Source organism: Weizmannia sp. WK01 (assembly GCF_025905465.1).
Lineage (GTDB): Bacteria > Bacillota > Bacilli > Bacillales > Bacillaceae_C > Weizmannia > Weizmannia faecalis.
The window spans coordinates 1,340,480-1,366,003 of the sequence record NZ_CP109616.1; the positions used below are offsets into that span (position 1 = coordinate 1,340,480).

At 48.3% G+C, this 25,524-nt stretch carries 21 protein-coding genes; 19 read left to right on the forward strand and 2 right to left on the reverse strand.

The features are described 5' to 3' along the window. Nucleotides 1-80: 80 nt before the first annotated feature. Nucleotides 81-581: an N-acetyltransferase gene (locus tag OF158_RS06165; RefSeq protein WP_013858962.1), complete on the reverse strand. Its 501-nt coding sequence runs from the start codon at nucleotides 579-581 to the stop codon at nucleotides 81-83. A gap of 213 nt (nucleotides 582-794) precedes the next feature. Between OF158_RS06165 and OF158_RS06170 the strand changes: the two genes are divergently transcribed. The 17 genes from OF158_RS06170 to spoIIGA all read left to right on the forward strand — a co-directional run bounded on the left by OF158_RS06170 (nucleotide 795) and on the right by spoIIGA (nucleotide 21,989). Beyond that, complete coding sequence (locus tag OF158_RS06170; RefSeq protein WP_035181923.1) at nucleotides 795-1,673, forward strand: 2-dehydropantoate 2-reductase; 879 nt, start codon at nucleotides 795-797, stop codon at nucleotides 1,671-1,673. A 150-nt stretch (nucleotides 1,674-1,823) separates the two neighbouring features. Then, the gene (gene bshC / locus OF158_RS06175; protein ID WP_014095570.1) at nucleotides 1,824-3,443 is read left to right on the forward strand and encodes a bacillithiol biosynthesis cysteine-adding enzyme BshC; all 1,620 of its coding nucleotides are present in this window, start codon (nucleotides 1,824-1,826) and stop codon (nucleotides 3,441-3,443) included. Nucleotides 3,444-3,782: 339 nt separating this feature from the next. Continuing rightward, complete coding sequence (gene mraZ, locus OF158_RS06180) at nucleotides 3,783-4,214, forward strand: division/cell wall cluster transcriptional repressor MraZ (RefSeq protein ID WP_013858966.1); 432 nt, start codon at nucleotides 3,783-3,785, stop codon at nucleotides 4,212-4,214. Nucleotides 4,215-4,241: 27 nt separating this feature from the next. Beyond that, a complete protein-coding gene (gene rsmH, locus OF158_RS06185; protein WP_035181920.1) occupies nucleotides 4,242-5,171 on the forward strand; it encodes a 16S rRNA (cytosine(1402)-N(4))-methyltransferase RsmH in 930 nt (309 codons plus the stop codon). A 21-nt stretch (nucleotides 5,172-5,192) separates the two neighbouring features. Beyond that, nucleotides 5,193-5,552, forward strand: a complete 360-nt coding sequence (gene ftsL / locus OF158_RS06190) for a cell division protein FtsL (protein WP_014095568.1) — start codon at nucleotides 5,193-5,195, stop codon at nucleotides 5,550-5,552. After that, the gene (locus tag OF158_RS06195) at nucleotides 5,549-7,690 is read left to right on the forward strand and encodes a penicillin-binding protein (protein ID WP_035181919.1); all 2,142 of its coding nucleotides are present in this window, start codon (nucleotides 5,549-5,551) and stop codon (nucleotides 7,688-7,690) included. The genes ftsL and OF158_RS06195 overlap by 4 nt, the downstream gene beginning before the upstream one ends. A gap of 240 nt (nucleotides 7,691-7,930) precedes the next feature. Then, the gene (locus OF158_RS06200; RefSeq protein WP_026684691.1) at nucleotides 7,931-9,847 is read left to right on the forward strand and encodes a stage V sporulation protein D; all 1,917 of its coding nucleotides are present in this window, start codon (nucleotides 7,931-7,933) and stop codon (nucleotides 9,845-9,847) included. Between the two features lie 268 nt (nucleotides 9,848-10,115). Beyond that, nucleotides 10,116-11,573, forward strand: coding sequence for a UDP-N-acetylmuramoyl-L-alanyl-D-glutamate--2,6-diaminopimelate ligase (locus OF158_RS06205; RefSeq protein WP_035181916.1), 1,458 nt, complete (start codon nucleotides 10,116-10,118; stop codon nucleotides 11,571-11,573). A gap of 5 nt (nucleotides 11,574-11,578) precedes the next feature. After that, nucleotides 11,579-12,019: a hypothetical protein gene (locus OF158_RS06210; RefSeq protein WP_014095564.1), complete on the forward strand. Its 441-nt coding sequence runs from the start codon at nucleotides 11,579-11,581 to the stop codon at nucleotides 12,017-12,019. Beyond that, nucleotides 12,016-12,990: a phospho-N-acetylmuramoyl-pentapeptide-transferase gene (mraY, locus tag OF158_RS06215; protein WP_014095563.1), complete on the forward strand. Its 975-nt coding sequence runs from the start codon at nucleotides 12,016-12,018 to the stop codon at nucleotides 12,988-12,990. Before OF158_RS06210 ends, mraY begins: the two co-directional genes overlap by 4 nt. Before the next feature lies 1 nt (nucleotide 12,991). After that, the gene (murD, locus tag OF158_RS06220) at nucleotides 12,992-14,347 is read left to right on the forward strand and encodes a UDP-N-acetylmuramoyl-L-alanine--D-glutamate ligase (RefSeq protein ID WP_035181914.1); all 1,356 of its coding nucleotides are present in this window, start codon (nucleotides 12,992-12,994) and stop codon (nucleotides 14,345-14,347) included. A gap of 77 nt (nucleotides 14,348-14,424) precedes the next feature. Then, complete coding sequence (gene spoVE, locus OF158_RS06225) at nucleotides 14,425-15,525, forward strand: stage V sporulation protein E (protein WP_026684687.1); 1,101 nt, start codon at nucleotides 14,425-14,427, stop codon at nucleotides 15,523-15,525. A 181-nt stretch (nucleotides 15,526-15,706) separates the two neighbouring features. After that, entirely contained in the window at nucleotides 15,707-16,810 is a 1,104-nt protein-coding gene (gene murG / locus OF158_RS06230) for an undecaprenyldiphospho-muramoylpentapeptide beta-N-acetylglucosaminyltransferase (protein ID WP_014095560.1), read from the forward strand. A gap of 28 nt (nucleotides 16,811-16,838) precedes the next feature. Continuing rightward, nucleotides 16,839-17,594: a cell division protein FtsQ/DivIB gene (locus OF158_RS06235; RefSeq protein WP_014095559.1), complete on the forward strand. Its 756-nt coding sequence runs from the start codon at nucleotides 16,839-16,841 to the stop codon at nucleotides 17,592-17,594. Between the two features lie 319 nt (nucleotides 17,595-17,913). Then, on the forward strand, nucleotides 17,914-19,203 hold the full coding sequence (gene ftsA, locus OF158_RS06240) for a cell division protein FtsA (protein ID WP_014095558.1): 1,290 nt from the start codon (nucleotides 17,914-17,916) through the stop codon (nucleotides 19,201-19,203). Nucleotides 19,204-19,291: 88 nt separating this feature from the next. Further along, entirely contained in the window at nucleotides 19,292-20,425 is a 1,134-nt protein-coding gene (ftsZ, locus tag OF158_RS06245; protein ID WP_014095557.1) for a cell division protein FtsZ, read from the forward strand. Between the two features lie 637 nt (nucleotides 20,426-21,062). Then, on the forward strand, nucleotides 21,063-21,989 hold the full coding sequence (gene spoIIGA / locus OF158_RS06250; protein ID WP_080738138.1) for a sigma-E processing peptidase SpoIIGA: 927 nt from the start codon (nucleotides 21,063-21,065) through the stop codon (nucleotides 21,987-21,989). A 169-nt stretch (nucleotides 21,990-22,158) separates the two neighbouring features. Here the strand turns inward: spoIIGA and OF158_RS06255 are convergent, their stop codons facing one another. Next, nucleotides 22,159-23,382 carry an IS110 family RNA-guided transposase gene (locus OF158_RS06255; protein WP_013858393.1) on the reverse strand — a complete coding sequence of 408 codons (1,224 nt, stop codon included), beginning with the start codon at nucleotides 23,380-23,382 and terminating at the stop codon, nucleotides 22,159-22,161. A gap of 410 nt (nucleotides 23,383-23,792) precedes the next feature. On the opposite strand from OF158_RS06255, the gene sigE reads away from it, so the two are divergent. Both sigE and sigG read left to right on the forward strand, forming a co-directional pair. After that, nucleotides 23,793-24,512: an RNA polymerase sporulation sigma factor SigE gene (gene sigE, locus OF158_RS06260; RefSeq protein ID WP_035181906.1), complete on the forward strand. Its 720-nt coding sequence runs from the start codon at nucleotides 23,793-23,795 to the stop codon at nucleotides 24,510-24,512. Between the two features lie 155 nt (nucleotides 24,513-24,667). After that, a complete protein-coding gene (sigG, locus tag OF158_RS06265; protein ID WP_014095553.1) occupies nucleotides 24,668-25,444 on the forward strand; it encodes an RNA polymerase sporulation sigma factor SigG in 777 nt (258 codons plus the stop codon). Nucleotides 25,445-25,524 lie beyond the last annotated feature (80 nt).

Here is a 25,524-nt window from a genome sequence, read left to right on the forward strand (position 1 = left end):
GCGGCACATCCCCTGGACCTTAAAAGGCAGGGGACATTTTTTGTTCGTAAAAGGCAAAAAAAGAACCGGAATCCGGTTCTTTAAGAAGAGGTCGTTTTTTTATCCTGTTTTGCGTCTTTCAGCTTCACGCCGTGCGGCAACCAGACAAACGGGTTTTCACTCAAATCGCGTTCGACATTATAAGGAACAGGTTTGAACCCCATTTTTTCCCAAAATCCTCGCGACTTCAGGCGGGCGTTTGTTTTAATCGGCAGCCCGAAGCTTTTGGCAAAATCAACAAGCGCCCGGCCGTAATTCTTATATTGATAGTTCGGGAGCACTTCCAGCTTCCAAAGTTCCAAAAATGTTTGCGGGGGGTCAAAATAGAGATCGTATTTTGCATCCCGTTCGTAAAGGCTCATGCGCGCAACGAGTTTATCGGCAAAATAAATGCCGTAAAATGGCGAGTCGGCGTTGTCTTCAATAATATTGTCCTGCAAATCTTCAAGCATGGACAGTTCCTGCTGCCCGTACTCTTTAAACTGCTTGAATTCTTCGAGCGTTTTGTAGTTCACTTTCAGCCTTTCCACTTGATAAGCCATATCAATTCCCCCATCCCTCTTTATATGCTGTGTCGCAGCAGCATGGCGGCGATTCTTACATAAAACCGGTTGATATTATCATTATATAACAAACAATTGGAAGAATGAAAGAAATACGTGTAAACGGTCGCACACCATTTGTCTGGAATTTTCTTTTCCATTCCCTTATTGCCTGTTAAAATGGAGCAAAGAAAATGGAAAGGGGCGGGCAAAATGAAAATTGGGGTGATTGGCGCTGGTGCGATCGGTTTATTATACGGGGGTTGGCTTGGAAAGTTGCATGAAGTGACCTTGTTTCCAAATACGAAGGCGCAGGCCGTAGAGCTGAATGAAAAAGGGATTACCGTAAAAGACGGCGCATCTTCGTTCAGAACTTTCGTCAAAGCGGATGACACGTTCTCTTCGCTTTCCTCCCAGGATCTAGTCATTGTTGCCGTCAAGCAATATGACCTTCCTGCTGTGACAACCGTTTTAAAAAACGAAGATGGCGGGGTGCCGGTCTTGTTTTTGCAAAACGGCATGGGCCATCTTGTTCTTCTTGAAGAATTGCCGCAAAAAACGATCCTTGTCGGTACGGTAGAGCACGGCGCATCCCGGCTTGACGGCACAACGGTGAAGCATAATGGGCACGGCAAAACGAATATCGCCGTCTACCGCGGGAAATGGGATGAAAGCGTGCATTTGCATACGGATGCTTTCCCGTTCACGGTGCAGCCGGATTATGAGCTGATGCTTTTGCGCAAATGTTTTGCCAATGCCGTCATCAATCCGCTCACAGCCGTTTTAAAGGCAAAGAACGGGGAACTGGTCAAAAACCCGCATTATGCCCGTGTGTTCCGCGCCGTATTTGAAGAACTGGCGGCGCTTTTCCCGAAACTTTCGCGGGAAAAGATGTGGGAGGAAGTCACCGGCATTTGCAAAAATACGTGCGAAAATGAATCGTCCATGCTGAAAGATGTGAAAAAAGGAGCACGGACCGAGATTGACGCGATTCTCGGTTACATGCTGGAAACGGCTGCCCGTCAAAACAGCCAGGTTCCGCTTGCGTCCGCCCTTTATGAAATGGTGAAAGGGATGGAGGATAAGGGGTGAGGCACGTTCCGTGTGTTGCCGCCGTGCCCGCAGCGGCCGGAAACAAGGTTTCAGTTGTTGCAACGAGCAGGCAGGCTTTTTTTCTTTTTTTCACAAAAATGCTATACTCAATGAGAAAATCAATGAAAACGAGAAAGGAAGAATCATTTGATGGAACTGGAAAACTTTTCAATTCCAGCAACGAATCGGTTCGCTTCCCTCTATCTTGCGCAAAAATCTCCTGTAAAGGATTTTTTTCATTATGATATAACGGATGCTTCTGTTTTCCATAAAAGAGTGGAAGATTTAAAAAAACGGGCTTTTAACCGGGAAGGGCTGGCAGATTGTATCGGGCACTATATGGAAAAATTTGGAATCTCCCCGGAGACGGCCCATTCCTTGGAAAAATTAAGGCAGCCGAACGCTGCTGTTGTGATCGGTGGCCAGCAGGCAGGGCTATTAACAGGGCCGCTTTATACGATCCATAAACTGATTTCGATTATCCGGCTTGCCAGTGAGCAGGAAGAAGCCCTGCAAATTCCGGTTGTACCTGTTTTCTGGATCGCGGGCGAGGACCATGACTATTTGGAAGTGAACCATATTTATGCCGAACAGGAAAGGCGTTTAAAAAAATTTAGTTATGCTGAAGGGCCGCTTGAGAAAAAAATGATCTCTGATACCACACCGGATCCTGCCCATTTAAAAAAATGGATACATAAAGTTTTTGAAGCATTTGGCGAAACCGAACATACCAATGCCCTTCTTTCCAAGCTGGAGGCGTTTGCAGACAGGGCACAAAGCCTTTCTGACCTGTTTGCCTGCATGATTCACGATCTTTTCAAGGCATACGGGGTGCTGCTCATCGATTCGGCTGATGCACACTTGCGGAAGATCGAGGCGCCGTTTTTTGAACGGATGATCCAGGATTATGACAAGATTACGGAAGCGGTCCTCTGGCAGCAGCAGGAAATCGCGCAGTTTGAGTTTCCAAAAGCGATTGATATTTCCAGGCGGGCGCTGAATCTTTTTTATTATGACGGCAAGGAACGGATTTTGCTGGAGTACAGTCCGGAGCAAGGCGGATTTACCGGAAAAGGCGGCAGCCCCTTTTTTACAGAGGAAGCGTTGTGCGCGCTTTGTGCGAAAAGCCCTGAACGGCTGAGCAATAATGTTGTCACAAGGCCGCTTATGCAGGAATGGCTCTTCCCAACCCTTGCGTTTATCGGCGGGCCGGGCGAAATTGCGTACTGGGCCGAGCTGAAGCGGGTGTTTGAAGAAATGGGGATTCTGATGCCGCCTCTTGTGCCGCGACTCAATATCACGTTGCTTGAGAGAGCGGTCCAAAGGGATATCGAGGAACTGGAACTCGATATCGGGCATGTATTAAAATACGGGACCCGGAAAGAGCGGGAAAAATATTGGAATGACGCAAAAGATGAGAATATGGACGCGCTCATTGCAGAAACGGAAAACATGCTGAAAATGCAATACGATAAAATTTTTGCCGCAATTGGAAAGGGGTTGGAACCGCTTGCCCGCAAAAATCTCGATTTTCACCTGGGGCAGCTTGCGTTTTTGCAGCGGAAAGTGGATGAAGAGATTGCGGGAAAACATGAAAACATCCTTGAAAAATACGCGCGGGTCGAACGTGCCTTGCGCCCGGACGGCAATCCCCAGGAAAGGGTCTGGAACCTTTTTTATTTCCTTAACAAATATGGGGCGGACTTTATCCACACCCTTGCCGCCCTGCCGTTCACATTTGACGGCACACATAAACTCGTTAAAATTTAACCGGCTGACAGCGGCCGGCTTTTTTTATGCAAAAAAACAGGGGGTTTTGGTTCACGATGCTTTGTTGGAAAAATGAATTGTAAAGACGCTTCCCGCACGATACCGACGTGGTTTTGGTTCATGATGCTTTTTTGAAAAAATAATTGCAAAGCGAAAAAGCGGGTTGCCGGGACTCACCATGTTGGAACAAGGCTTTACGGCAGGCAAGTTTTAAATTGATTTTTTCTTGCAAAAAGCAGGAAAACGGAGCTGCGAGGAGAATATAAAAATTAAAGTGGTGAAAGGTGGGGGATTGTGGTAAATTATTAATATGAAGTGGGAAGCGGGGGGCACGCGCCAATGTTCATGGGAGAATACCGGCACAATATCGATGTAAAAGGCCGTTTGATTGTACCGGCCAAATTCCGTGAACAGCTTGGCGATACGTTTGTCATTACCCGCGGGCTTGACCGTTGCATTTTCGGTTACCCTGCGGATGAATGGAAACAGGTGGAAGAAAAACTGAAGTCCCTTCCGTTAACGAAAAAAGATGCCCGCGCATTCACACGATTTTTCTTTTCGGGGGCGACCGAATGCGAGTGGGACAAGCAAGGGCGCATTCTTATTCCCGCACCGCTCCTTTCCTATGCGAAACTCGAAAAAGAATGCGTGGTGCTCGGCGTTTCCAATCGAATTGAGATTTGGAGCAAAGATTTATGGGAAGAATATTTTCAGGAATCGGAGGCTTCTTTTGCTGATATTGCGGAAAACCTCATCGATTTTGACCTTTAACATGTTCGATTGGATAGGAGATTCAGTATGTTTCAACACAAGACCGTTTTGCTGAAAGAAACCGTTGACGGGCTACATATTAAACCGGACGGGATTTATGTTGACTGCACGCTCGGTGGCGGGGGCCACAGCGCCTATTTGCTTCAGCAGCTTACCGGCGGGCATTTATACGCTTTTGACCAGGATGAAACGGCGATTCAGCATGCCAAAGAAAAGTTTGCCCATGACCAAAACAGGATCACTTTTATTAAAAGCAATTTCCGGTATTTAAAATCAGAATTGAACGCGCGCGGTGTGCAGGCTGTCGACGGCATCTTGTATGATTTGGGCGTTTCCTCTCCCCAGCTTGATACACCGGAACGGGGATTCAGCTATCAGCATGATGCACCGCTCGATATGCGGATGGACCTCGATGCGCCGCTTACCGCTTATGAAGTCGTCAATGAATGGCCGTATGAAAAACTGGTCCGGATCTTTTTCCGGTACGGGGAAGAAAAATTTTCAAAACAAATTGCCCGCAAAATCGAGGCGTCCCGTGCCAAAAAACCGATCGAAACAACCGGTGAACTGGCCGATTTAATTAAAGAAGCGATTCCTGCACCCGCACGAAGAAAAGGCGGGCATCCGGCAAAAAGGGTCTTTCAGGCGATCCGGATTGCCGTGAACGATGAATTATCTGCTTTTGAAACGTCTTTAACGGATGCCATTTCGCTTTTAAAACCAGGCGGGCGGGTCTCTGTCATTACATTTCATTCCCTGGAAGACCGCATTTGTAAAAATATATTGAAAGAATACAGCAGTGCAGGAGATTTGCCGCATGGGCTGCCTGTCATCCCAAAAGAATACGAGCCCGTATTAAAACTCATTACGAGGAAACCCATTGTCCCGAATGATGAGGAAGTGGGCGAGAACAACCGGTCAAGGTCGGCTAAACTGCGCATTGCGGAAAAACGCTAAGAAAATAGAGGAGGGAGTTTTTTGAGTAATTTAGCAAGGCAGCCGAAACGTGCGCTGGAACAGCAACAACAGATTGAAAAAAGAGTAGCACCGGCCACAAGACGCGCGCAGATCACTTTAGGGGAAAAAATCATCGCAAGCCTTTTTGCTTTGTTCGTGTTGATTATGGCCGTGAAGATCGTATCGACGGAAGCTGCAATTTATAATGTCAACCGGTCGATTGAAGATACAAAAACCACGATCCAGAACAAAAACAAGGTGACCGATGATTTGAAAATGCAAGTAAGCGAATTGAGCCGCTACGACCGTATTTACGAAAAGGCAAAAAAACTCGGCTTGAAATTGGACGAGAATAATGTCAAGGTTGTTGAAAATAAATGAAGTCCAGAAAACTGAATACAAACAGGGGGGCAGCGATATTATTTATCATATTCGGTCTGTCCTTTTTTATTATCGCCGTAAGGTTTTTGACGATTGAAATCACAGGGCAGGCAGACGGGAAAGTGCTCGCGGCAAAAGCGGCGAAAAAATATTTGCGGACAAGCGCCATTCCCGCTTCCCGCGGCAATATTTACGATGCAAGCGGGGAAGTGATCGCCGAAAATGTTGTTTCGTACAATCTGGTCGCCGTTTTGGACCCGAAAGTCACGATTGATCCGGAACATCCGAAACATGTTGTCAACCCTCGAAAAACCGCCCAGGCCCTTGCGAAATATATTGACATGCCCGAATCAAAAATTTATTCGCTCCTGACACAAAAAGGGCGGTTTCAAGTGGAGTTCGGGAAGGCGGGGCAGGATATTCCGTATAACGTAAAAAATGAAATTCAAAAACAGAACTTGCCGGGCATCCAGTTCGAAGCCGTGCCGAAACGCACGTATCCGAACGGTTCGTTTGCCTCCCATCTGGTCGGCTATGCGCAGAAAAATGAGACAGGCGGCCAAATGGCAGGTGTAATGGGAATCGAAAAAAGCATGAATGCCGCTTTGGAAGGCAAAGACGGAAAAATCAGTTATGAAGGCGACTTTTGGGGATATATTTTGCCAAACGCGCATAAAAAAGTCACCAAACCGAAAAACGGGGAAAATGTCTATTTAACGATTGACAAGAAAATCCAGTCTTTCGTTGAAGATGCGCTTGGCAAAGTCCAGAAACAATACAATCCGAAAAAAGCGTTTGTTGTCGTGGCCGATCCGAAAACGGGTAAGATACTGGCAATGGGGCAGCGGCCGACATTTGATCCGGAAACGCGGAAAGGTTTGAGCGATGCTTGGCAGGACGATCCAGTCGAAACCGCTTATGAACCGGGCTCAACGATGAAAATTTTTACCTTGGCGGCGGCCGTCCAGGAAGGCGTTTTTCACCCGAATGCGACCTATAAGTCAGGAGAATTCCGGGTGAAAAATGTGCCAAACCCGATTAAAGACCATAATGGCGGGGTCGGCTGGGGCAGGATCACCTTTTTAGAAGGGCTGCAGCGTTCTTCTAATGTTGCATTTGCCACATTGCTGGATTATATTAAGCAGGATAAATTTAAGCAGTATTTGGAAGCGTTCGGGTTCGGGAAACAGACGAAAGTCGGCTTGCCGAATGAAGCTTCCGGCAAAATTTTATACGATTATCCGATTGAACGGTATACGTCGACATTCGGGCAGGGTACAACCGTTACCGCGATGCAGATGATTCAGGCGGCAACAGCTATTGCCAATGACGGGAAAATGATGAAACCGTATGTAGTCGAGAAAGTGGTCAATCCCGCAACCGGAAAAACGGAAAAAACAAAACCAACCGTTGCCGGCAACCCGATCAGCGCGGATACCGCGAAAAAAGTCCGGGATTATTTGCGGACGGTTGTGACGAATAAAAAAACCGGAACCGGCACGGCCTATAACATTCCGGGCTACGAGGTGACCGGCAAAACCGGTACCGCCCAGATCCCGAATCCGAACGGCGGCGGATATTTAACCGGTACCGATAATTATATCTTTTCTTTTCTCGGTATGGCGCCGAAAGACAATCCGAAATTAATCGTTTACGCCGTTGTCCAGCAGCCGCATTTAAAAGCCGGCGAGCTTGGCGGCGAACCGGTTAAAGCGCTGTTTAACCCGATTATGAAGAACAGCCTGCAATATTTAAACATTAAACCGGCAAAAGGAAAGACCGTACGCCTTGCCAAGCTTCCTGATTTTACGGGTGACAGCCGGTCAGAAGCGTCATCTGCCGTAAAAGCATTGGGCCTTACCCCTGTTGTGCTCGGCGATGGCGATGCCGTAACGGCCCAGGAACCCAGGGCACAGGGACAACTGCTGCCGGGCGCAAAAGTATTTTTGAAAACAAATGGCAATAAAGTAATGCCGGATATACGCGGCTTTTCGAAACGCGACGTGGCGGGCGCTGCCAAACTGCTCGGCCTCCGCCTGACCATAAGCGGGGAAGGTTATGCCGTATCCCAAAGCATTCCGGCAAAATCAAAAGTGAAATCCGGACAGGCCCTTACTGTAAAATTTAAAAACCCTTAGGCGGCCGGTAGAAGGAATACCGAAAAAAAGCAAGCACAAGGCTTGCTTTTTTTCATGCGTGTGAAAAGGTACTAGCCGGATGCGTACAAGCATATAAATGGGTATAAAGGCAACAAAGGGCATTTTATGCGCCCGGAGCGGATTTTTCAGGGTTAAAGGAAACCAAGAGAAGGCTGAAATCTTTCATCTTTCCTACCCAGGAATCTGCTGCTTTGAGATTTAAATGAAGGAGGCGCGCTCGTGAAACGTGTATCCAATGTTACGGTGAGAAAGCGGCTTGTTTTTATATTGCTTTGCGGGATTGTCATTTTCAGCATTATAGATGTGCGGCTCGGCTATGTCCAGTTCGGGCTCGGGGATATGCTGACGAACAGGGCAAAAGCGCTATGGAGCAGAAGCATCCCTTTTGAAGGGGAGCGGGGAAAAATCGAAGACAGAAACGGTGTGCCGATCGCCTCCAACCAAAGTGCCCCGACGATTTTTATCATTCCGAGGCAGGTCAAGGATCCGGCAAAAACGGCTGAAAAACTGGGGGACGCCCTTGATGCAGACAAAGAAAAGCTTTATAAAGAAATTACACAGGTCAGATCGATTGTCAGAATAAAAGAAGGGCGGAAAATCAGCAATGAAAAGGCAAATGCCGTACGCCGCCTTGGGCTTTCAGGGGTCTATATCGCGGAAGATTCCAAGCGGTATTATCCGTTCGGCCGTTACCTTTCGCATGTACTCGGATTCACTGGTGCCGACAATCAGGGGCTGACCGGGCTCGAACTGTATTATGATGATGCGCTGAGCGGAAAAAAAGGGGCAGTCGAGTTTTATACGGACGCAAAAGGGAAGAAAAAGATGAAGGATATGGCAGATGAATATGAACCGCCAAAAAACGGGCTTGACCTGAAACTAACGGTTGATACAAAAGTCCAGACGATTATTGAACGTGAACTCGATAATGCTGAAAAAAAATATCATCCGGACGGGCTGATTGCGATTGCCATGGACCCGGGCACCGGGGAAATTCTCGGGATGTCCAGCAGGCCGAGCTATACGCCTGACAATTATAAAAATGTGCCACAGGAAGTGTATAACCGGAACCTGCCGATCTGGAGCACATACGAACCGGGCTCGACATTTAAAATTATCACACTTGCCGCCGCCCTTGAAGAAAAGAAAGTGAATTTGACAAAAGACAAATTTTACGATTCCGGCGCGGTTGAAGTCGGAGGCTCGACGCTGCACTGCTGGAAAAGGGGCGGGCACGGCAGCGAAACGTTCCTTGAAGTCGTCCAAAATTCATGCAACCCGGGCTTTGTCGAACTTGGCGAAAGGCTCGGAAAAAATACATTATTCAAATACATCCGCAATTTCGGGTTTGGCACAAAAACGGGTGTGGATCTATCCGGCGAAGCTTCCGGCATTTTGTTCAACCTTGACCGCGTCGGGCCGGTTGAACTGGCGACAACGGCTTTCGGGCAGGGGGTTTCTGTTACGCCGATCCAGCAGGTGGCAGCGGTCTCGGCTGCCGTAAACGGCGGGATTCTTTACAAACCGTATATTGCAAAGGAACTCGTTGACCCTAAAACAGGGGAAACGGTCATGCGGAAAAACCCGGTTGCCAAAAGAAGGGTGATCTCGGAAAACACATCGAAACAAATCCGCCATGCGCTTGAAACAGTTGTCACACAAGGGAGCGGAAAAAATGCTTATGTGGACGGTTATCCGGTCGGCGGGAAAACCGGGACGGCGCAAAAAGCCAAAAACGGCCGCTATCTCGAAAACAATTATGTTTTATCCTTTATCGGTTTCGCCCCGGCCAATGATCCGAAAATCGTCGTCTACTTGGCGGTCGATAATCCGAAAAATACGATCCAATTCGGCGGCCAGGTGGCAGCCCCGATCGCGGGCACGATCATCGGCGACAGCCTGCGTGCCATGGGCGTCAAGCCGGTGAAAAACCAGGCGGAAAAAGAAAAAAGTTATTTTGAAACGCCAACGGTAAAAGTGCCGAATTTAATCGGAGAGACGAAAAAAGAGATGATGAACGATCAATATAATCTCAAACTTGATGTCAGCGGATCCGGAAACAAGGTGATCCGGCAGTCCCCTGAAGCAGGCGTGAAAGTGGAAGAGGGCTCAACGATCCGGGTTTACATGCAGTAAAATAGATTCACCAATTCCGGAATGGGCCCCGCTAGGCTCAACAATCCGGATTTGCATGCAGAAAAACAGGGCGGCGCCGTATGTCCGGCCGCCCGTGTTTTTGTTTCAAGAGGCATAAACAAGCTCTTTCGGCGTACATTTTAAAAATCAACAGGACTTCATAGCTTAATGGCCGTTTTTTTTGTACAATAGAAAAGGACTGTATTTACATGTATACACAAAGAAGATGCAGCAACAAGGGTTTGGAACAGGAAGGGTTGGAAGCAAAATGAAGTTACATACATTGTTAGAGGCATTACCATTTGTGAAAATGCCTGCAGTGAATCCGGAAATTACGGAACTTGTCCAGGATAACCGGCTTGTCACGAAAAACAGTCTGTTTATTTGTATCAAGGGCTATACGGTTGACGGGCATAAGTTTGCCGTTGATGCGGCCAAACGGGGTGCAGCAGCCATTTTAGCCGAAAAGCCGGTCGATGTGGATATACCAGTTATTATCGTCCGCAATACAAAACGGGCAATGGCGCTCCTTGCAGACCGGTTTTACGGGCAGCCGTCCCGCAAGTTTCGCCTTGTCGGAATTACCGGCACAAACGGAAAAACAACTACGAGCCATATTATCGAAAAAATATACCGGGATGCAGGCAGAACGACCGGCCTGATTGGCACGATGTATATGAAAATCGGCGATGAAACACTGGAAACGAAAAACACAACGCCGGACAGTCTGACATTGCAAAAAACATTCCATGAAATGAACGCGCGCGGTGTCACCGATTGTGTGATGGAAGTTTCTTCGCATTCGCTTGTTGAAGGCCGGGTGCACGGCTGCGACTATGATATTGCCGTTTTCACAAATCTCACGCAGGATCATCTCGATTATCATAAAACGATGGCGGAATACCGGCGCGCCAAAAGTTTATTGTTTTCGCAGCTCGGGAACTCCTGCCCGCAAGATAAGCCGAAATATGCCATCTTAAATGCAGATGACGCCGCATCAAAGGAATTTGAACAAGTAACCGCGGTGCCTGTCATTACGTACGGGATCGACCATGATGCGGATTTTATGGCCGAAAACATTGACATGCACGCCCGCGGGACAACATTCACGCTTGTGACGCCTTTTGAGAAACGGGAAGTTCGGCTCAAGCTCGCCGGGAAGTTCAGCGTCTATAATATGCTTGCAGCGATCGCAGCCGGAGTTGTTTCCGGGGTGCCGCTTGATTCGGTCATTAAAACGGCGGAAGCGATGGAAGGCGTACGCGGCCGGTTTGAACTCGTAAACGGCGGCCAGGATTTTTCCGTGATTGTCGATTACGCGCACACGCCCGACAGTCTGGAAAATGTCCTGAAAACGATCCGGCAGTTTGCCCGCAAAAAAATCTTTGTCGTTGTCGGCTGCGGCGGCGACCGCGATAAAACAAAGCGGCCGGTGATGGCGCAAATTGCTTGCAAATATGCGCATTATCCGATTTTTACATCGGATAATCCGCGCAGTGAAGATCCGCTTGCCATTTTGCGCGAGATGGAAAAAGGGGTAGAAGGTGAGCAATATGAATGCATCCCCGACCGGAGGGAAGCAATCAAAACAGCCATTTTCCGTGCAGAGGCGGGGGATGTTGTCCTGATTGCCGGAAAAGGCCATGAAACGTATCAAATCATTGGAAATGAAGTGCATCATTTTGATGACAGGGAAGTTGCACTGGAAATGATAAAGGAGCGGTGAAGCATATGTTATCATTCGGGGATACAGCCCGCCTTTTCAGTTTGGGCCGCGGCATGGAGATGGCGCTCGAATTTGCCACAGTCAGCGTGTTTGCGGATGTAAACCAGCCAAAGGGATTATACGTCCCTTTTTCTGAACCGGACATTAACCGGGCAATTGCACACGGGGCAATCGCGGCGCTTTGGAAAAACGATGCACCCGTGCCCCGCTATATACCGAATGATTTTCCACTGTTTATGGCAGAGGATGTTTCTGTTGCTTTTACACAACTGGTACAGTTTTATCTAAAAAAAATGGAAAGCAAGGATTTGGATATGAAGACAACTTTTATTTTTTACGGACCGGAATTGCGGGAAAAAAACCCTCATACATATGATTTGGCGGATGCGGAAAACAGGAAGCGGCTGCTTTGTGCATGCAGGCGCCACGGGAGGGAAAAAGCATGATCGAGCAAGTGATTTTTTTTACAACGCTGATGGCTTTTTTGATTTCCGTGCTGCTTTCGCCCGTTTTTATCCCTTTTTTAAGGAGATTGAAATTCGGCCAGAGCATCCGGGAAGAAGGCCCGAAATCGCACCAGAAAAAATCCGGGACGCCGACAATGGGCGGCTTGATTATTTTGGTATCGATCATTGCATCCACACTGATCATGGCCGGTAAATTCGCAGAACCGACTGTAAGAATTTACCTTTTGCTGCTTGTGACGATCGGATTCGGGCTGCTCGGATTTTTGGACGACTTTATTAAAGTGGTGATGAAGCGGAATCTTGGCCTTACATCAAAGCAGAAACTGCTCGGCCAGATTCTCGTTGCCATCATTTTTTATGTCGTTTTCCGCCACTTCCATTTATCTTCGGAAGTCTCGATTCCGTTTACGGACAAATCGGTCGATTTCGGCTGGTTTTACTTTGTTATCATTCTTCTCTGGCTTGTCGGGTTTTCCAATGCGGTCAATCTGACGGATGGGCTTGACGGCCTTGTATCCGGGACGGCAGCGATTGCTTTCGGGGCATTCGCCGTTTTGGCATGGAACCAGTCACAGGCGGATGTCGCCCTGTTTTCGGTTGCCGTTGTCGGGGCCGTGCTCGGTTTTCTCGTCTTTAATGCCCATCCGGCAAAAGTTTTCATGGGGGACACCGGCTCACTTGCATTGGGCGGAGCGATTGCCGCCATTTCGATTCTGACCAATCTTGAGATTCTTTTAATTGTGATTGGCGGCGTTTTTGTTATTGAGACTTTGTCTGTCATTCTCCAAGTGATATCATTTAAGACAACAGGAAAAAGAATTTTCAGGATGAGCCCGCTGCACCACCATTATGAGCTTTCGGGCTGGTCGGAATGGCGTGTTGTCGTGACGTTCTGGGCGGTAGGCCTTTTGTGTGCGATTTTAGGAATTTATATCGAGGTGTGGATGTAACATGAAAAATATCACGGAATATGAACATAAAAAAGTATTGGTACTCGGGCTGGCGAAAAGCGGGGTGAGCGCGGCCTCCCTGTTGCACCGGCTCGGGGCGTTTGTGACGGTGAATGATTATAAACCGCTTGAAGAGAACCCGGAGGCGCAGGGGCTTTTGGAACAGGGGATCAAAGTCATTTGTGGCAGCCATCCAATTGAACTATTGGATGAAGGCTTTGAACTGATTGTGAAAAATCCGGGCATCCCTTATTCGAACCCGCTTGTTGCGGGGGCGATTGAAAAAGGGATCCCGGTCATTACCGAAATCGAGCTGGCTTATAAAATTGCAGAATGCCCGATGGTCGGCATTACGGGAACGAACGGGAAAACGACGACTACCACGTTGATTTATGAAATTTTCCAGGCGGATCCGCATCTTGATCCGTTAATTGCCGGAAATATTGGCAAAGTGGCCTCCACGGTGGCGCAAAGAGCACGCGCGGACCAGCAGATGGTGGTGGAGTTGTCTTCTTTCCAGCTGATGGGCGTGCAAACATTCAGGCCGCATATTGCCATCATCACGAATATTTATGAAGCCCATCTCGATTATCACGGGACAAAAGAAGCTTATGCAAAAGCAAAATCAAATATTACCCGAAACCAGACAGAGGATGATTTCCTGATTCTGAACCATGCCCAGCCGGAACTGTGGGATCTGGTCTCCTTCACGAAAGCAAAAATTATTCCTTTTTCAACGAAGGAATATGTTGAAGACGGCGCATCGGTAAAAGACGGCAGCATCATGTGGAAAGGCGAAAAAATCATGGACCGCGCTGAAATTGTGCTGCCGGGAGACCATAACCTGGAAAATATTTTAGCCGCTGTCGCCGCTGCCAAGCTGATGGGAGCAAGTAATGATGCCATCCGCGGGGTGCTCGGAACGTTTAAAGGCGTTAAGCACCGGACGCAATATATCGGCGAAATCAAAGGACGGAAATTTTACAACGATTCAAAAGCGACCAATATCCTGGCCTGCAAAGCCGCACTCGCCGCTTTCCATCAGCCGGTCATTCTGCTTGCCGGCGGGCTTGACCGTGGCAACGGCTTTGATGAACTGATCCCGGCTTTGAAATATGTCAAAGCATTGATTACTTTCGGGGAAACAGCGCCGAAACTGGAAAGCACCGCGAAAAAAGCAGGCATTCCGGTCATCCGCACGGTGGAAAACGTGGAAGAAGCAGTCCCGGCCGCATGGGCATTATCCGAACCGGGCGATTGCATTTTGCTGTCGCCGGCATGCGCCAGCTGGGACCAGTACAAATCTTTTGAAATTCGTGGTGATATTTTCATCGACGCCGTGCATAAGTTAAGATAAGGGCTTGGACCGTTTTTGGCCGGCGCGGGTTGCCGGTTTTTGCGGGAAGCTCTAAATCTTTTCTGGGGTGGGCGCGGATGCCGTCGAAAAAAACGAATCCCGACTTTTTATTAATCATTGTGACCCTGGCGCTGCTTGCAACCGGGCTTCTGATGGTGTTCAGCGCGAGCGAGATCGTGGCGGAATACAAATTTAACGATGCATTTTATTTTTTGAAGCGGCAGCTGCTTTTTGCCGGGCTCGGCGTGGCAGCGATGTTTTTCGTGATGCGCATTGATTACTGGACGTGGCGGGCATGGGCGAAAACCATCCTGATCATCTGTTTTGTGCTGCTCGTTCTTGTTTTGATTCCCGGCATCGGGCTTGAACGGAACGGGTCGCGGAGCTGGATCGGGGTCGGCGCATTTTCCATCCAGCCTTCCGAATTCATTAAAATGGCGCTGATCGCGTATTTGGCAAAATTTTTATCGGAGAACCAGAAATACATTACGACTTTTAAAAAAGGCATGCTCCCGGCGCTGGCGCTCGTTTTTGTTGCTTTCGGGATGATTATGCTGCAGCCGGACCTTGGAACGGGAACGGTGATGCTTGGGACATGCATCATCATGATTTTTGTTTCCGGCGCCCGCATTGCCCATTTTGTCATGCTCGGGCTCCTTGGTGTGGGCGGTTTTGTCGCTCTTGTTTTATCGGCTCCATACCGGATCGCACGGATCACCTCTTTCCTTGATCCATGGTCCGATCCGCAGGGGAAAGGATTTCAAATTATCCAGTCGCTCCTTGCGATCGGTCCAGGCGGCCTGTTCGGCATGGGGCTTGGGGAGAGCAAACAAAAATTCCACTATCTGCCGGAACCGCAAAATGATTTTATCTTTGCCATTCTTTCCGAGGAGCTCGGTTTTATCGGCGGGACTTTTGTCCTGATTTTGTTTGCGCTATTGCTCTGGCGCGGCATCCGGATCGCACTTGGCGCACCCGATCTGTACGGAAGCCTGCTCGCAGTCGGCATTATTTCCATGATCGCGATCCAGGTGATGATCAATATCAGCGTTGTCATCGGCCTGATCCCGGTTACAGGCATTACGCTTCCGTTCATCAGTTACGGCGGCTCTTCTTTGACGTTGATGCTTGTCGCAGTCGGCGTGCTCTTAAACATCAGCCGCCATTCCCGGCTGTAACGGAAGGAGAACCTCATAAAGGGGTTCTTTTTTCGTTTGACAACAAGTTAACATTTTGGTAATAATCGTTTTACTGTGCACCCATTGTCGTTTAAAATATAGTAATATAGAAAAATGAATGTTTCAAACATCATATATTGATACCCGTGCAACCCAGCACGGCGTCCTGAGGTGGAAAAACATGAAAATCATTGTCAGCGGGGGCGGAACAGGCGGGCATATTTATCCGGCCCTGGCATTGATCAGAACGATCAAACAGAAACATCCTGACACGGAATGTTTGTATATTGGCACGGAAAAAGGGCTCGAATCCCGGCTTGTGCCGCGGGAAAACATTCCGTTCAAATCGATTCATATTACGGGGTTTAAACGCTCCCTTTCGTTTGAAAATGTCAAAACGGTTGTCCGCTTTCTAAAAGGGGTAAGCCGGTGCAAAAAAATCATCCGCGAATTCAAGCCGGATGTGGTCATCGGAACAGGCGGGTATGTATGCGGTCCGGTTGTCTACGCTGCCGCCAAACTGCACATCCCGACCATCATTCACGAACAAAACAGCGTGCCGGGGCTGACGAATAAATTTTTAAGCCGGTACGTTGACAAAGTGGCCATTTGCTTTGAATCTGCAAAATCTTTTTTTGATGAGAAAAAAGTGGTGCTGACCGGCAATCCGCGCGCATCGGAAGTGATCGGGGACAAAAGGCGCGGCGTCCTTTCCGGTTTCAACCTGAAAACAACGCTTCCAACCGTTCTCATTTTCGGCGGGAGCCGCGGGGCACGCCCGATTAATGAAGCGGTTGTGAAATCTTTTTCCAATTTTGCACAAAAAAATTACCAGGTCATTTATGCGACAGGGGATGTGCATTATGAGGCCGTCAAAAAAGAAATTGCATTGATCGGCGAAAAAGGAAATATCAAGGTGGTACCGTTTATCCACAATATGCCGGAAGTGTTGCGAGCGGTGGATCTTGTCGTCTCAAGGGCAGGGGCAACCACATTGGCCGAACTGACGGCGCTCGGTTTGCCAAGTATCTTAATCCCGAGCCCTTATGTGACAAACAATCACCAGGAAAAAAACGCGAAAACACTCGTGGAAAACGGCGCAGCTTTTATGCTGCTTGAAAAAGATTTATCTTCCGCAAAGCTCGTATCCTTGATTGATAAAATTTTGCTGGATCGGGAACAGATGGAGAAAATGCAGGCGGCCGCCCGCAAGCTCGGTATTCGTGACGCTTCATGGCGGCTTTATGAAGTGATGGAAAATCTGGCCGCAAAAGCCAAATCGTGATGCGGCAAATAAAAAAGGGAGGAACAAAATGGCGCGGTCTGACAAAAACATCGTTTCGCTGGAAGACCGGATCCCGAAATTAAAGCAGCAGCGCCGCCGAAAAACGAACCGGCGGCTCATCATGCTGCTGACGGTTTTTTTTATGCTGGTGATGCTGATCATCTACCTCGAGTCCCCGCTGAGCCGCGTCCACCGCATTCAGATAGAGGGAAATGAGGCGGTCAGCAAGCCGTACATTTTGAAAAAAAGCGGCATTGCCACGGGTGAGAATATATGGAATATCCGTAAAGACGCAGTCCGGAAAAGAATCGCATCCATCCCTGAAGTTGATTCGGTGAAAGTGGGCATTTCCTTGCCGAATACGCTTTACATAAAAGTGAAAGAGCATCAAAAAATCGGGTATTTACAGCAGAAAGGCGGTTTTTTGCCGGTTTTGGATAACGGTTCGGTCGTCAAAAGAACGGTGAAAGAAATTCCGGCCGCAAGCCTGATATTTACCGGTTTCAAACAGGATACGCATTTGCATGAAATGATCCGCCAGATGCAAAAATTGCCGGATTCGATCACAAATGCCATTTCGGAAGTCCGCTATACCCCTTCAAACGTTGACCGTGACCTTGTCACCCTGTACATGAATAACGGTTTTGAAGTGCGCGCAAGCATTCCGTCGTTCGCAGAAAAGATGGCGCATTACCCTTCGATCATCAGTCAGCTTGACCCGAAGAAAAAAGGTGTGATTGACCTCGAAGTCGGTTCGTATTTTAAAGCTTACGATTCGAAGTAGACATGAAAAAATTTCGCTTTTCTCCGTGTCCATCTTAGTGTAGACTTATGATGAAACCAAATTTTAGGAATTGCTATATTTTGAGACTGGAAATATTTTGATCACCAAAAGAAAATGAAAAAAGTCCGATTGAAAAAAAGGGAATTTGATTATGACGCAGAATACTTTGTTTATAATCACCTTTTTGAATGGAGGCTTCTGGCGGACTCACGGACGGAACGGCAAAAAGAGCCCGCCTCAGAAGAGACGAATTGGGAAAAATGGCGCTTTAACATAGGCGGATTGCGTTTGATCGAAAGGCAAAGGGAGGTGCCGCAGTATGAACAGCAGTGAAATATATGTGAGTCTTGACATCGGTACATCTGCCACGAAAGTCATCATTGCCGAAATGGGCAATGATTCATTAAATATTATTGGGGTTGGCAATGTCAGGTCCGAAGGCATTAAAAAAGGATCGATTGTAGATATAGATGAAACCGTCCTGTCCATCAGGCGGGCAATTGAACAAGCGGAAAGAATGGTCGGCATGAAAATTGACCACGTGATCGTCGGCATTGCCAGCAATCATGTGATGCTGCAGCCGTGCCACGGGGTGGTGGCGGTCCAGAGCGAGAACCGGGAAATTACGGATGGGGATGTACAAAGAGTGATGGATGCGGCGCAAGTGCTTTCTATTCCTCCCGAAAGAGAGATTGTGAATGTCATTCCGAAGCAATTCATTGTGGACGGTTTGGATGAAATACATGATCCTCGCGGGATGATCGGTGTCAGATTGGAAATGGAAGGCATCATTGTCACGACTTCCAAAACGATCTTACATAATACATTGCGCTGTGTTGAAAAGGCCGGCCTGACCATCGCGGAAATTGTTCTCATGCCGCTTGCAGCCGGTGCCATTGCGCTGTCAAAAGATGAAATGGAACTCGGGACGGCACTCGTTGACATCGGCGGCGGGTCGACGACGCTGGCTGTTTTTGAAAACGGCCATATCCGGACAACGAGCGTGCTGCCCGTCGGCGGGGACCATATCACAAAAGATTTGTCCATCTGTCTAAGGGCTTCAACGGAAGATGCGGAAAAAATCAAACTGAAGCACGGGCACGCGTTCAGCCAGGATGCGCTCGAAGACGATGTTTTTGATGTACAGATCATCGGCAGTGAACAAAAAGAACAATTTAACCAATTACAAATTTCTGATATTATAGAAGCTAGATTAGAAGAAATCTTTTTGTTTATCCAGCAGGAACTGAGGAAGATCGGCGTCCATGATTTGCCGGGCGGGATTGTGCTGACAGGGGGCACTGCAAATATGCCCGGTGTACCGGAGCTTGCAGAAACGGTCTTTCAAAACCGCGTAAGAGTTGCCATTCCGGATTATATCGGTGTCCGTGAGCCGCAATATACGACGGCGGTCGGCCTGATCCAGTACGCTGCGAAAAATGCGCGGCTGGAAGGGAAAAATGTCAGCTCCCGCCTGGTGGCAGCCGGAATGGAGTATGCGGAACCGAAACCGGCGAAAAAGCCGCAGTCCAAACCAAAACAAGCTTCCGGTCAGGAAGAAAAAATGTCATCGAAAATGAAAAAATTCTTTGGTTTGTTTTTCGAATAGCCTGCCGGCATCATGTGCGAAAAAACCGGAGCCCGTCCGGCAGCAGGACCGGGATAAGATACGCAATACGAATTAGGAGGATTAGTGAATGTTAGAGTTCGATACCAATGTAGACGCTTTGGCAACGATAAAAGTTATCGGCGTTGGCGGCGGCGGCAACAATGCCGTGAACCGTATGATTGAACATGATCTGCAGGGCGTTGAATTTATTGCCGTAAACACGGATGCCCAGGCATTAAACCTTTCCAAAGCTGAAATTAAAATGCAAATTGGCGCAAAATTAACGCGTGGCCTCGGTGCCGGCGCAAATCCGGAAGTCGGGCGGAAAGCGGCCGAAGAAAGCAAAGAACAAATTGAAGAAGCGTTAAAGGGTGCGGATATGGTGTTCGTGACAGCCGGGATGGGCGGCGGCACCGGAACAGGGGCGGCGCCGGTCATTGCCCATATCGCAAAGGAACTCGGGGCGCTGACGGTCGGTGTGGTTACAAGGCCGTTCACATTCGAAGGCCGCAAACGGGCAAACCAGGCGGCCGGCGGCATCAGTGCCATGAAAGAAGCGGTCGATACGCTGATCGTGATCCCGAATGACCGCCTGCTGGAAATTGTCGATAAAAGCACACCGATGCTAGAAGCATTCCGGGAAGCGGATAATGTGCTGCGCCAGGGCGTACAAGGGATTTCCGACCTGATCGCGGTACCGGGCCTGATCAACCTGGATTTTGCGGATGTCAAAACAATTATGACCAATAAAGGTTCAGCATTGATGGGAATCGGGATCGCTTCCGGGGAAAATCGTGCGACAGAGGCGGCAAAAAAAGCCATTTCGTCGCCGCTGCTTGAAACGTCTATTGACGGTGCACAAGGCGTGCTGATGAACATTACCGGCAGCGCAAATTTAAGTTTGTATGAAGTGCAGGAAGCGGCCGATATTGTCGCCTCCGCATCAGACCAGGAAGTCAATATGATTTTCGGGTCCGTTATCAATGAAAGCCTGAAGGACGAAATCGTGGTTACGGTCATTGCAACCGGCTTTAATGAAGAAGCGCAGACCCAGAGCAAGCAGCGCCCGTCGCTCGGACAATCAAGGCCGGCCTTGAACCAACAGGCAAAACGCGAAACAAAGCGTGAAGAACCCCAGTCTGAACCGCAACGCGCCGTTCAGTACAGTGAAGATACACTTGATATTCCGACTTTTTTGCGAAACCGGAACAGAAGAAAATAATGAAAGAGCCCGTCTCTGCTTTCCAGGCCATTGTCTGAAAGCAAAGACGGGCTTTTTTGCGTTTGAAAACACTTTTTAAACCCGTTTTGGATTGGCGAGATGTCGTCTGCATATTGAGAGCACCGCAGCTATGTTTATGTTGCTAAGTTGTTTTGAATTTGCGAGATGTTGTCTGTATATCCAGTCGGGGTTTTTTTCGGATGCATATCGGTGTGACAACAGAATCGAGCAAGCATGCTTGACACTTTTCGGCTAAAAAAATGAAAAGTTCTGTTTTTTTGCCAGCAGAAACTGACACACTTTAATGCTCCGCGTGCGTTATACTAGCCATAAATCTAATCAAAAGGACAGAAGCAGCAATCGGCAAAAGAGTTCGCCTGGAAGCCGGAAATTGGTTTGCACTATGTTCATTCACCGGATTGGCGTTCTTAAAGCCGCAGCAGATGCACCTTTCAGCAACAATCACCGGGTAAAGCCTTAGTCGATGTACCTTTCAACAACGTTACCGGGTTAGTATACGAAAACCGGCACAGGATGCATTGCGGCAAGCATTCCGCAGCCTCGGGCACGCGGCCCGGGCAAAAGCGGCCGTTTTGGCGGGACGGCTGCGGATTCATTTGAGGCGGAGACAGGGGGGATGCGTTTGGTTGTATATATGGATGCCATCTGGCTTTTGAATTTTCTTGCCGACAGCCTGCTGTTGTGGCTGACAAGCATTGCCTTAAAACGGCCGGCCCGCCTGCTCCGGATTCTTGCAGGCGGGCTCATCGGTTCAGCGATCATCATCATGGGCTTTATGCCGCAGCTTTCTTATTATGCCGGTAACCCGGTTGTAAAGCTGCTTTTTTCCGGCATCATGGTATTTGCAGTTTTCGGCTATAAGCGGTGGCGCTATTTTTTTTCAAATCTCCTAACCTTTTATTTTGCCACGTTTCTGATGGGCGGCATTTTAATGGGGGCCCACTACTTTTTAAGCTTTCACTTCGACATGCAGGTGAAAATGCTTAAAGCTGCGGCGGGGGGATTTGGCGACCCGGTCAGCTGGGCGTTTGTTGCGCTCGGTCTTCCGGCGGCATGGCTGTTTTCAAAGAACCGGATTCAGGGGCTTGAAATGGCGAAAATCAAGTATGACCAGCTTGTCGATGTTTATATTCGCATCGGGGAAAGTGATTTTACAGTAAAAGGGCTGGTGGATAGCGGCAACCAGTTATATGATCCGCTGACAAAGCTGCCAGTGATGATCCTTTCCATCCTGCCCGTCCGTGAGCATCTCCCCGAAGAAATTGCGGTGCTTGCGGAAGATGCGACCCGTCTTTTGGACGGAAGTGCTACACTTCCTGACGAATGGGCCGGCCGCGTCCGGTTCATCCCGGCAAAAACAGTCGGGAAACAATCGCTTCTTTTAGCGTACAAGCCGGATGAGGTACAACTGACGAGCGGAAACCGGACATGGCCTGTAAAAAAAGTGCTGATTTCTTTTTCGGCACAATGTTTATCCGGGGATGATGCATTCAGCTGCATTGTTCACCCGCAAATGATGGCAGAAGCTGCGCAATCCGCCTGATGGTGACTTTAAAGTCCTACGGTGTGATGTCAAGGGTTAAAAACAAGTGAATTGGAAATTTTGTTGGCTCTATGTCGTAAAAATGGCAATACTGAACTAAGCCTCCAGATAATTGGAATAATCTGGAAGTTTTCAAGTTCAGGCTATCGATGATGGTTACCTGGTTACCTCATCGCGTCACCTTCTTTTTCGGCGCATAAATTTGATCGTTGCGGAGCAGCGCATCGATCAGGCGCACCAGTTTTCTTGCCGTTAAGACGAGGGCGCGTTTGTGTGAGTGCTTATGCACCTCACGATATTTCTTTTGGTAAAAGGCGCGGTACTCAGGTTCGTGTCGCCGGACCAGATTGGCAGCCTCAACCAGGTAATACCGGAGATAACGATTGCCTGTACGCGCAAGCATTTTGTCATCAGCCTCAAAATCACCCGATTGGTGGCGGGGCCAGAACAATCCAGCAAATTTTGCGATCGCGGCTTGGTCGTCAAAGCGCTCAATGTCGCCGATTTCAGCGAGAATCCCAGCACAGCTCACCGGGCCTATTCCCGGAATGGTCTGGAGGGTATTCGGGATTCCATCAAGAACGCGGGCAATCGCCTTATCCAAATCCTTGATTTGGCGTTTAAGATGCCGGATGATCTCAATAGAACTGCCCAGGACCAAGTCAATCGAATCCTCCACACATTTAGAAAGCCGGTAAGAGGACCGGGCAGCTTTTTGGATGGATGCGGCCAAATCCTCGGGATCGCTAAAGCGGCCATGGCCTTTGGTCTGGAGATACATCGCTAAGTCCTCTAGAGGCATTTGGGCAATTTCATCGAGGCTATAGGCCTCAAGCAAAAATTCCGTTATGGCATGGCCGAAGACCGGTGTATCCACTTCAAGGTTAAAGGCACTGAATTTGAAAAACAGATGATTCAAAAATACCTGTTGTTCCCGGGTTAAACTTTGAATCAGGTGATAGCGCATCCGTGTTAACCGTTGAAGGGCAAGGTATTGTTCTGACTGAATCACGGATTTCGGCAATCTCCCGAAACGCAAGCGGTCCGCAATTACCCAGGCATCTTTGGGATCGGTCTTGTCCATCTCGGCATAAGCCTTTTTGAAATTTCTCACCAGCTTCGGATTCAGGGTAAACACCTTTGTACGACGCTGTTTCAGCTCGGGATCTTCATGGAAAAACATTGCCGGGTGCCAACTATACACAGATGTGGCCTCCATGGCGATCTGGATGGTGTCATCCGCCTCCGCATGTTGGAGGATGGCGTCTCTTAACTCAGAGGCACCGGGAAGATTGTTTGTCACCGTTTGGGTGGCCAACGTTTCCCCCATTCCATCCATCAGGCAGGCATCGAGGTTTTTGGAGCTCACGTCAATACCGACAAATAAGGGCATATGATTTCCTCCTCTCTGTATTGGGATCGATGGAATCGGACGCTTCGGGATATCCCCAGATGGCTTGCCGATCTGTCAGCCTCGCGTATGAGAACTCATCCGGGCCGTGGGCTGCCTGGAACTGCTCATTTCCAGCACGGAGATCCGGAGGAACGGCCTACGGGTTAGACGTTCAAGCAAGAACCTGGGGATGCAGACTTTTCGAGTAGTCAGGCTACAAGGAGGGGAAGCATTGACCCAAACGATCCTAAGACCATTATCCGGGAACATCGCGAAGCGTCCAAGTCCGAACTTGTATTCCGGGCGAGCCCGGAATACAAAATCTTATATTCACTTGTCAATGAGCAGCAGAATGAACTGGAAATTGACATCCACTTTGGATTTAAACTTATTATACGAGGAGGATGAATATGAAACATTTACGGTTAAAACTCTCTTATTTTTGGTACAAACTCCTATTCAAGCTCGGGCTGAAAGCGGATGAAATTTATTATATCGGCGGGAATGAAGCCCTGCCGCCCCCGCTTTCCAAAGAAGAAGAAGAAATGCTGTTAAAAAAACTGCCGGCAGGGGATAAGGCAGCACGTTCGATCCTTATCGAACGCAACTTGCGCCTTGTCGTTTACATTGCGCGCAAATTTGAAAACACCGGCATCAATATCGAAGACTTAATCAGCATCGGCACAATCGGCCTCATTAAAGCCGTGAATACGTTTAATCCGGAAAAGAAGATCAAACTGGCGACTTACGCTTCCCGCTGTATTGAAAATGAAATTTTGATGTATTTAAGGCGGAACAATAAGCTCCGGTCCGAAGTTTCGTTTGATGAACCGCTAAATATCGATTGGGACGGCAATGAACTGCTGCTTTCGGATGTGCTCGGCACGGATGATGATATCATTACAAGGGATCTTGAAGCGAACGTCGATAAAAAATTACTTTACAGCGCCCTGCACCGTTTGTCGGATCGGGAAAAGCAGATTATGGAATTGCGTTTCGGCCTTAAAGGGCAGGAAGAGAAAACACAAAAAGATGTTGCCGATATGCTTGGTATTTCCCAGTCCTATATTTCGCGGCTTGAAAAAAGAATTATTAAAAGATTGCGTAAAGAATTCAATAAAATGGTATAGCAGGAAAATTTGCAGGCGGGCGGGAAGCAGGAACGGCAATGTCCGGGCATCTTCCGCAGGCAATTCCCGCTTTTTGCGCAGTGCATAAATTTCCCACCCGGGGAGATACTGTTTTTTGAACAGCAGCTCCTGAAGTCCTGAAGGGGGGAAAAGATTTGAAGCGCAACAAAGTGGAAATTTGCGGGGTGGATACCTCCAAGCTTCCCGTTTTGAAAAATGAGGAAATGAGGGATCTTTTAAAGAAAATGCATGCCGGCGATGCGTCCGCAAGAGAAAAGCTGGTCAATGGCAATTTACGCCTTGTGCTGAGCGTCATTCAGCGCTTTAACAACCGAGGCGAATATGTGGACGACCTGTTTCAAGTCGGCTGTATCGGACTCATGAAATCCATTGATAATTTTGATCTGAATCAAAATGTCCGCTTTTCAACGTACGCCGTGCCGATGATTATTGGCGAAATCCGGCGTTATTTACGGGATAATAATCCGATCCGCGTATCGCGCTCCTTGAGGGATATTGCTTATAAAGCCCTGCAAGTAAGGGAAAAGCTGATGAGCGCCACTTCGAAAGAACCGACAACAGAAGAAATCGCCAGAGAGCTGGATGTTCCGCACGAAGACATTGTATTTGCACTTGATGCCATTCAGGATCCCGTATCACTGTTTGAACCGATTTATAACGACGGAGGGGATCCGATTTATGTCATGGACCAGGTGAGTGACGAAAAAAACAAAGATTCGCAATGGATTGAAGAAATCGCCTTGCAAGAAGGAATGCGGCGTCTGAACGAACGGGAGAAAATGATCATCCGCAAACGGTTTTTCCAAGGAAAAACACAGATGGAAGTCGCAGAAGAAATCGGCATCTCCCAAGCCCAAGTCTCCCGCCTCGAAAAAGCAGCCATCAAACAAATGAACAAAAATATACAGTAGTAAGAAAAGCGGAGGGCGCTTGCCCGTCGGCGTATGGATTTCCGCCCCTTTATTAAAGGGGGCTTTGAAATCCTTGTCCG

Coding starts and splice junctions, on each gene's coding strand:
- OF158_RS06165 (WP_013858962.1), bottom strand. CDS start 581: ATGGCTTATCAAGTGGAAAGGCTGAAAGTGAACTACAAAACGCTCGAA.
- OF158_RS06170 (WP_035181923.1), top strand. CDS start 795: ATGAAAATTGGGGTGATTGGCGCTGGTGCGATCGGTTTATTATACGGG.
- bshC (WP_014095570.1), top strand. CDS start 1,824: ATGGAACTGGAAAACTTTTCAATTCCAGCAACGAATCGGTTCGCTTCC.
- mraZ (WP_013858966.1), top strand. CDS start 3,783: ATGTTCATGGGAGAATACCGGCACAATATCGATGTAAAAGGCCGTTTG.
- rsmH (WP_035181920.1), top strand. CDS start 4,242: ATGTTTCAACACAAGACCGTTTTGCTGAAAGAAACCGTTGACGGGCTA.
- OF158_RS06195 (WP_035181919.1), top strand. CDS start 5,549: ATGAAGTCCAGAAAACTGAATACAAACAGGGGGGCAGCGATATTATTT.
- OF158_RS06205 (WP_035181916.1), top strand. CDS start 10,116: ATGAAGTTACATACATTGTTAGAGGCATTACCATTTGTGAAAATGCCT.
- OF158_RS06210 (WP_014095564.1), top strand. CDS start 11,579: ATGTTATCATTCGGGGATACAGCCCGCCTTTTCAGTTTGGGCCGCGGC.
- mraY (WP_014095563.1), top strand. CDS start 12,016: ATGATCGAGCAAGTGATTTTTTTTACAACGCTGATGGCTTTTTTGATT.
- murD (WP_035181914.1), top strand. CDS start 12,992: ATGAAAAATATCACGGAATATGAACATAAAAAAGTATTGGTACTCGGG.
- spoVE (WP_026684687.1), top strand. CDS start 14,425: ATGCCGTCGAAAAAAACGAATCCCGACTTTTTATTAATCATTGTGACC.
- murG (WP_014095560.1), top strand. CDS start 15,707: ATGAAAATCATTGTCAGCGGGGGCGGAACAGGCGGGCATATTTATCCG.
- OF158_RS06235 (WP_014095559.1), top strand. CDS start 16,839: ATGGCGCGGTCTGACAAAAACATCGTTTCGCTGGAAGACCGGATCCCG.
- ftsA (WP_014095558.1), top strand. CDS start 17,914: ATGAACAGCAGTGAAATATATGTGAGTCTTGACATCGGTACATCTGCC.
- ftsZ (WP_014095557.1), top strand. CDS start 19,292: ATGTTAGAGTTCGATACCAATGTAGACGCTTTGGCAACGATAAAAGTT.
- spoIIGA (WP_080738138.1), top strand. CDS start 21,063: ATGCGTTTGGTTGTATATATGGATGCCATCTGGCTTTTGAATTTTCTT.
- OF158_RS06255 (WP_013858393.1), bottom strand. CDS start 23,382: ATGCCCTTATTTGTCGGTATTGACGTGAGCTCCAAAAACCTCGATGCC.
- sigE (WP_035181906.1), top strand. CDS start 23,793: ATGAAACATTTACGGTTAAAACTCTCTTATTTTTGGTACAAACTCCTA.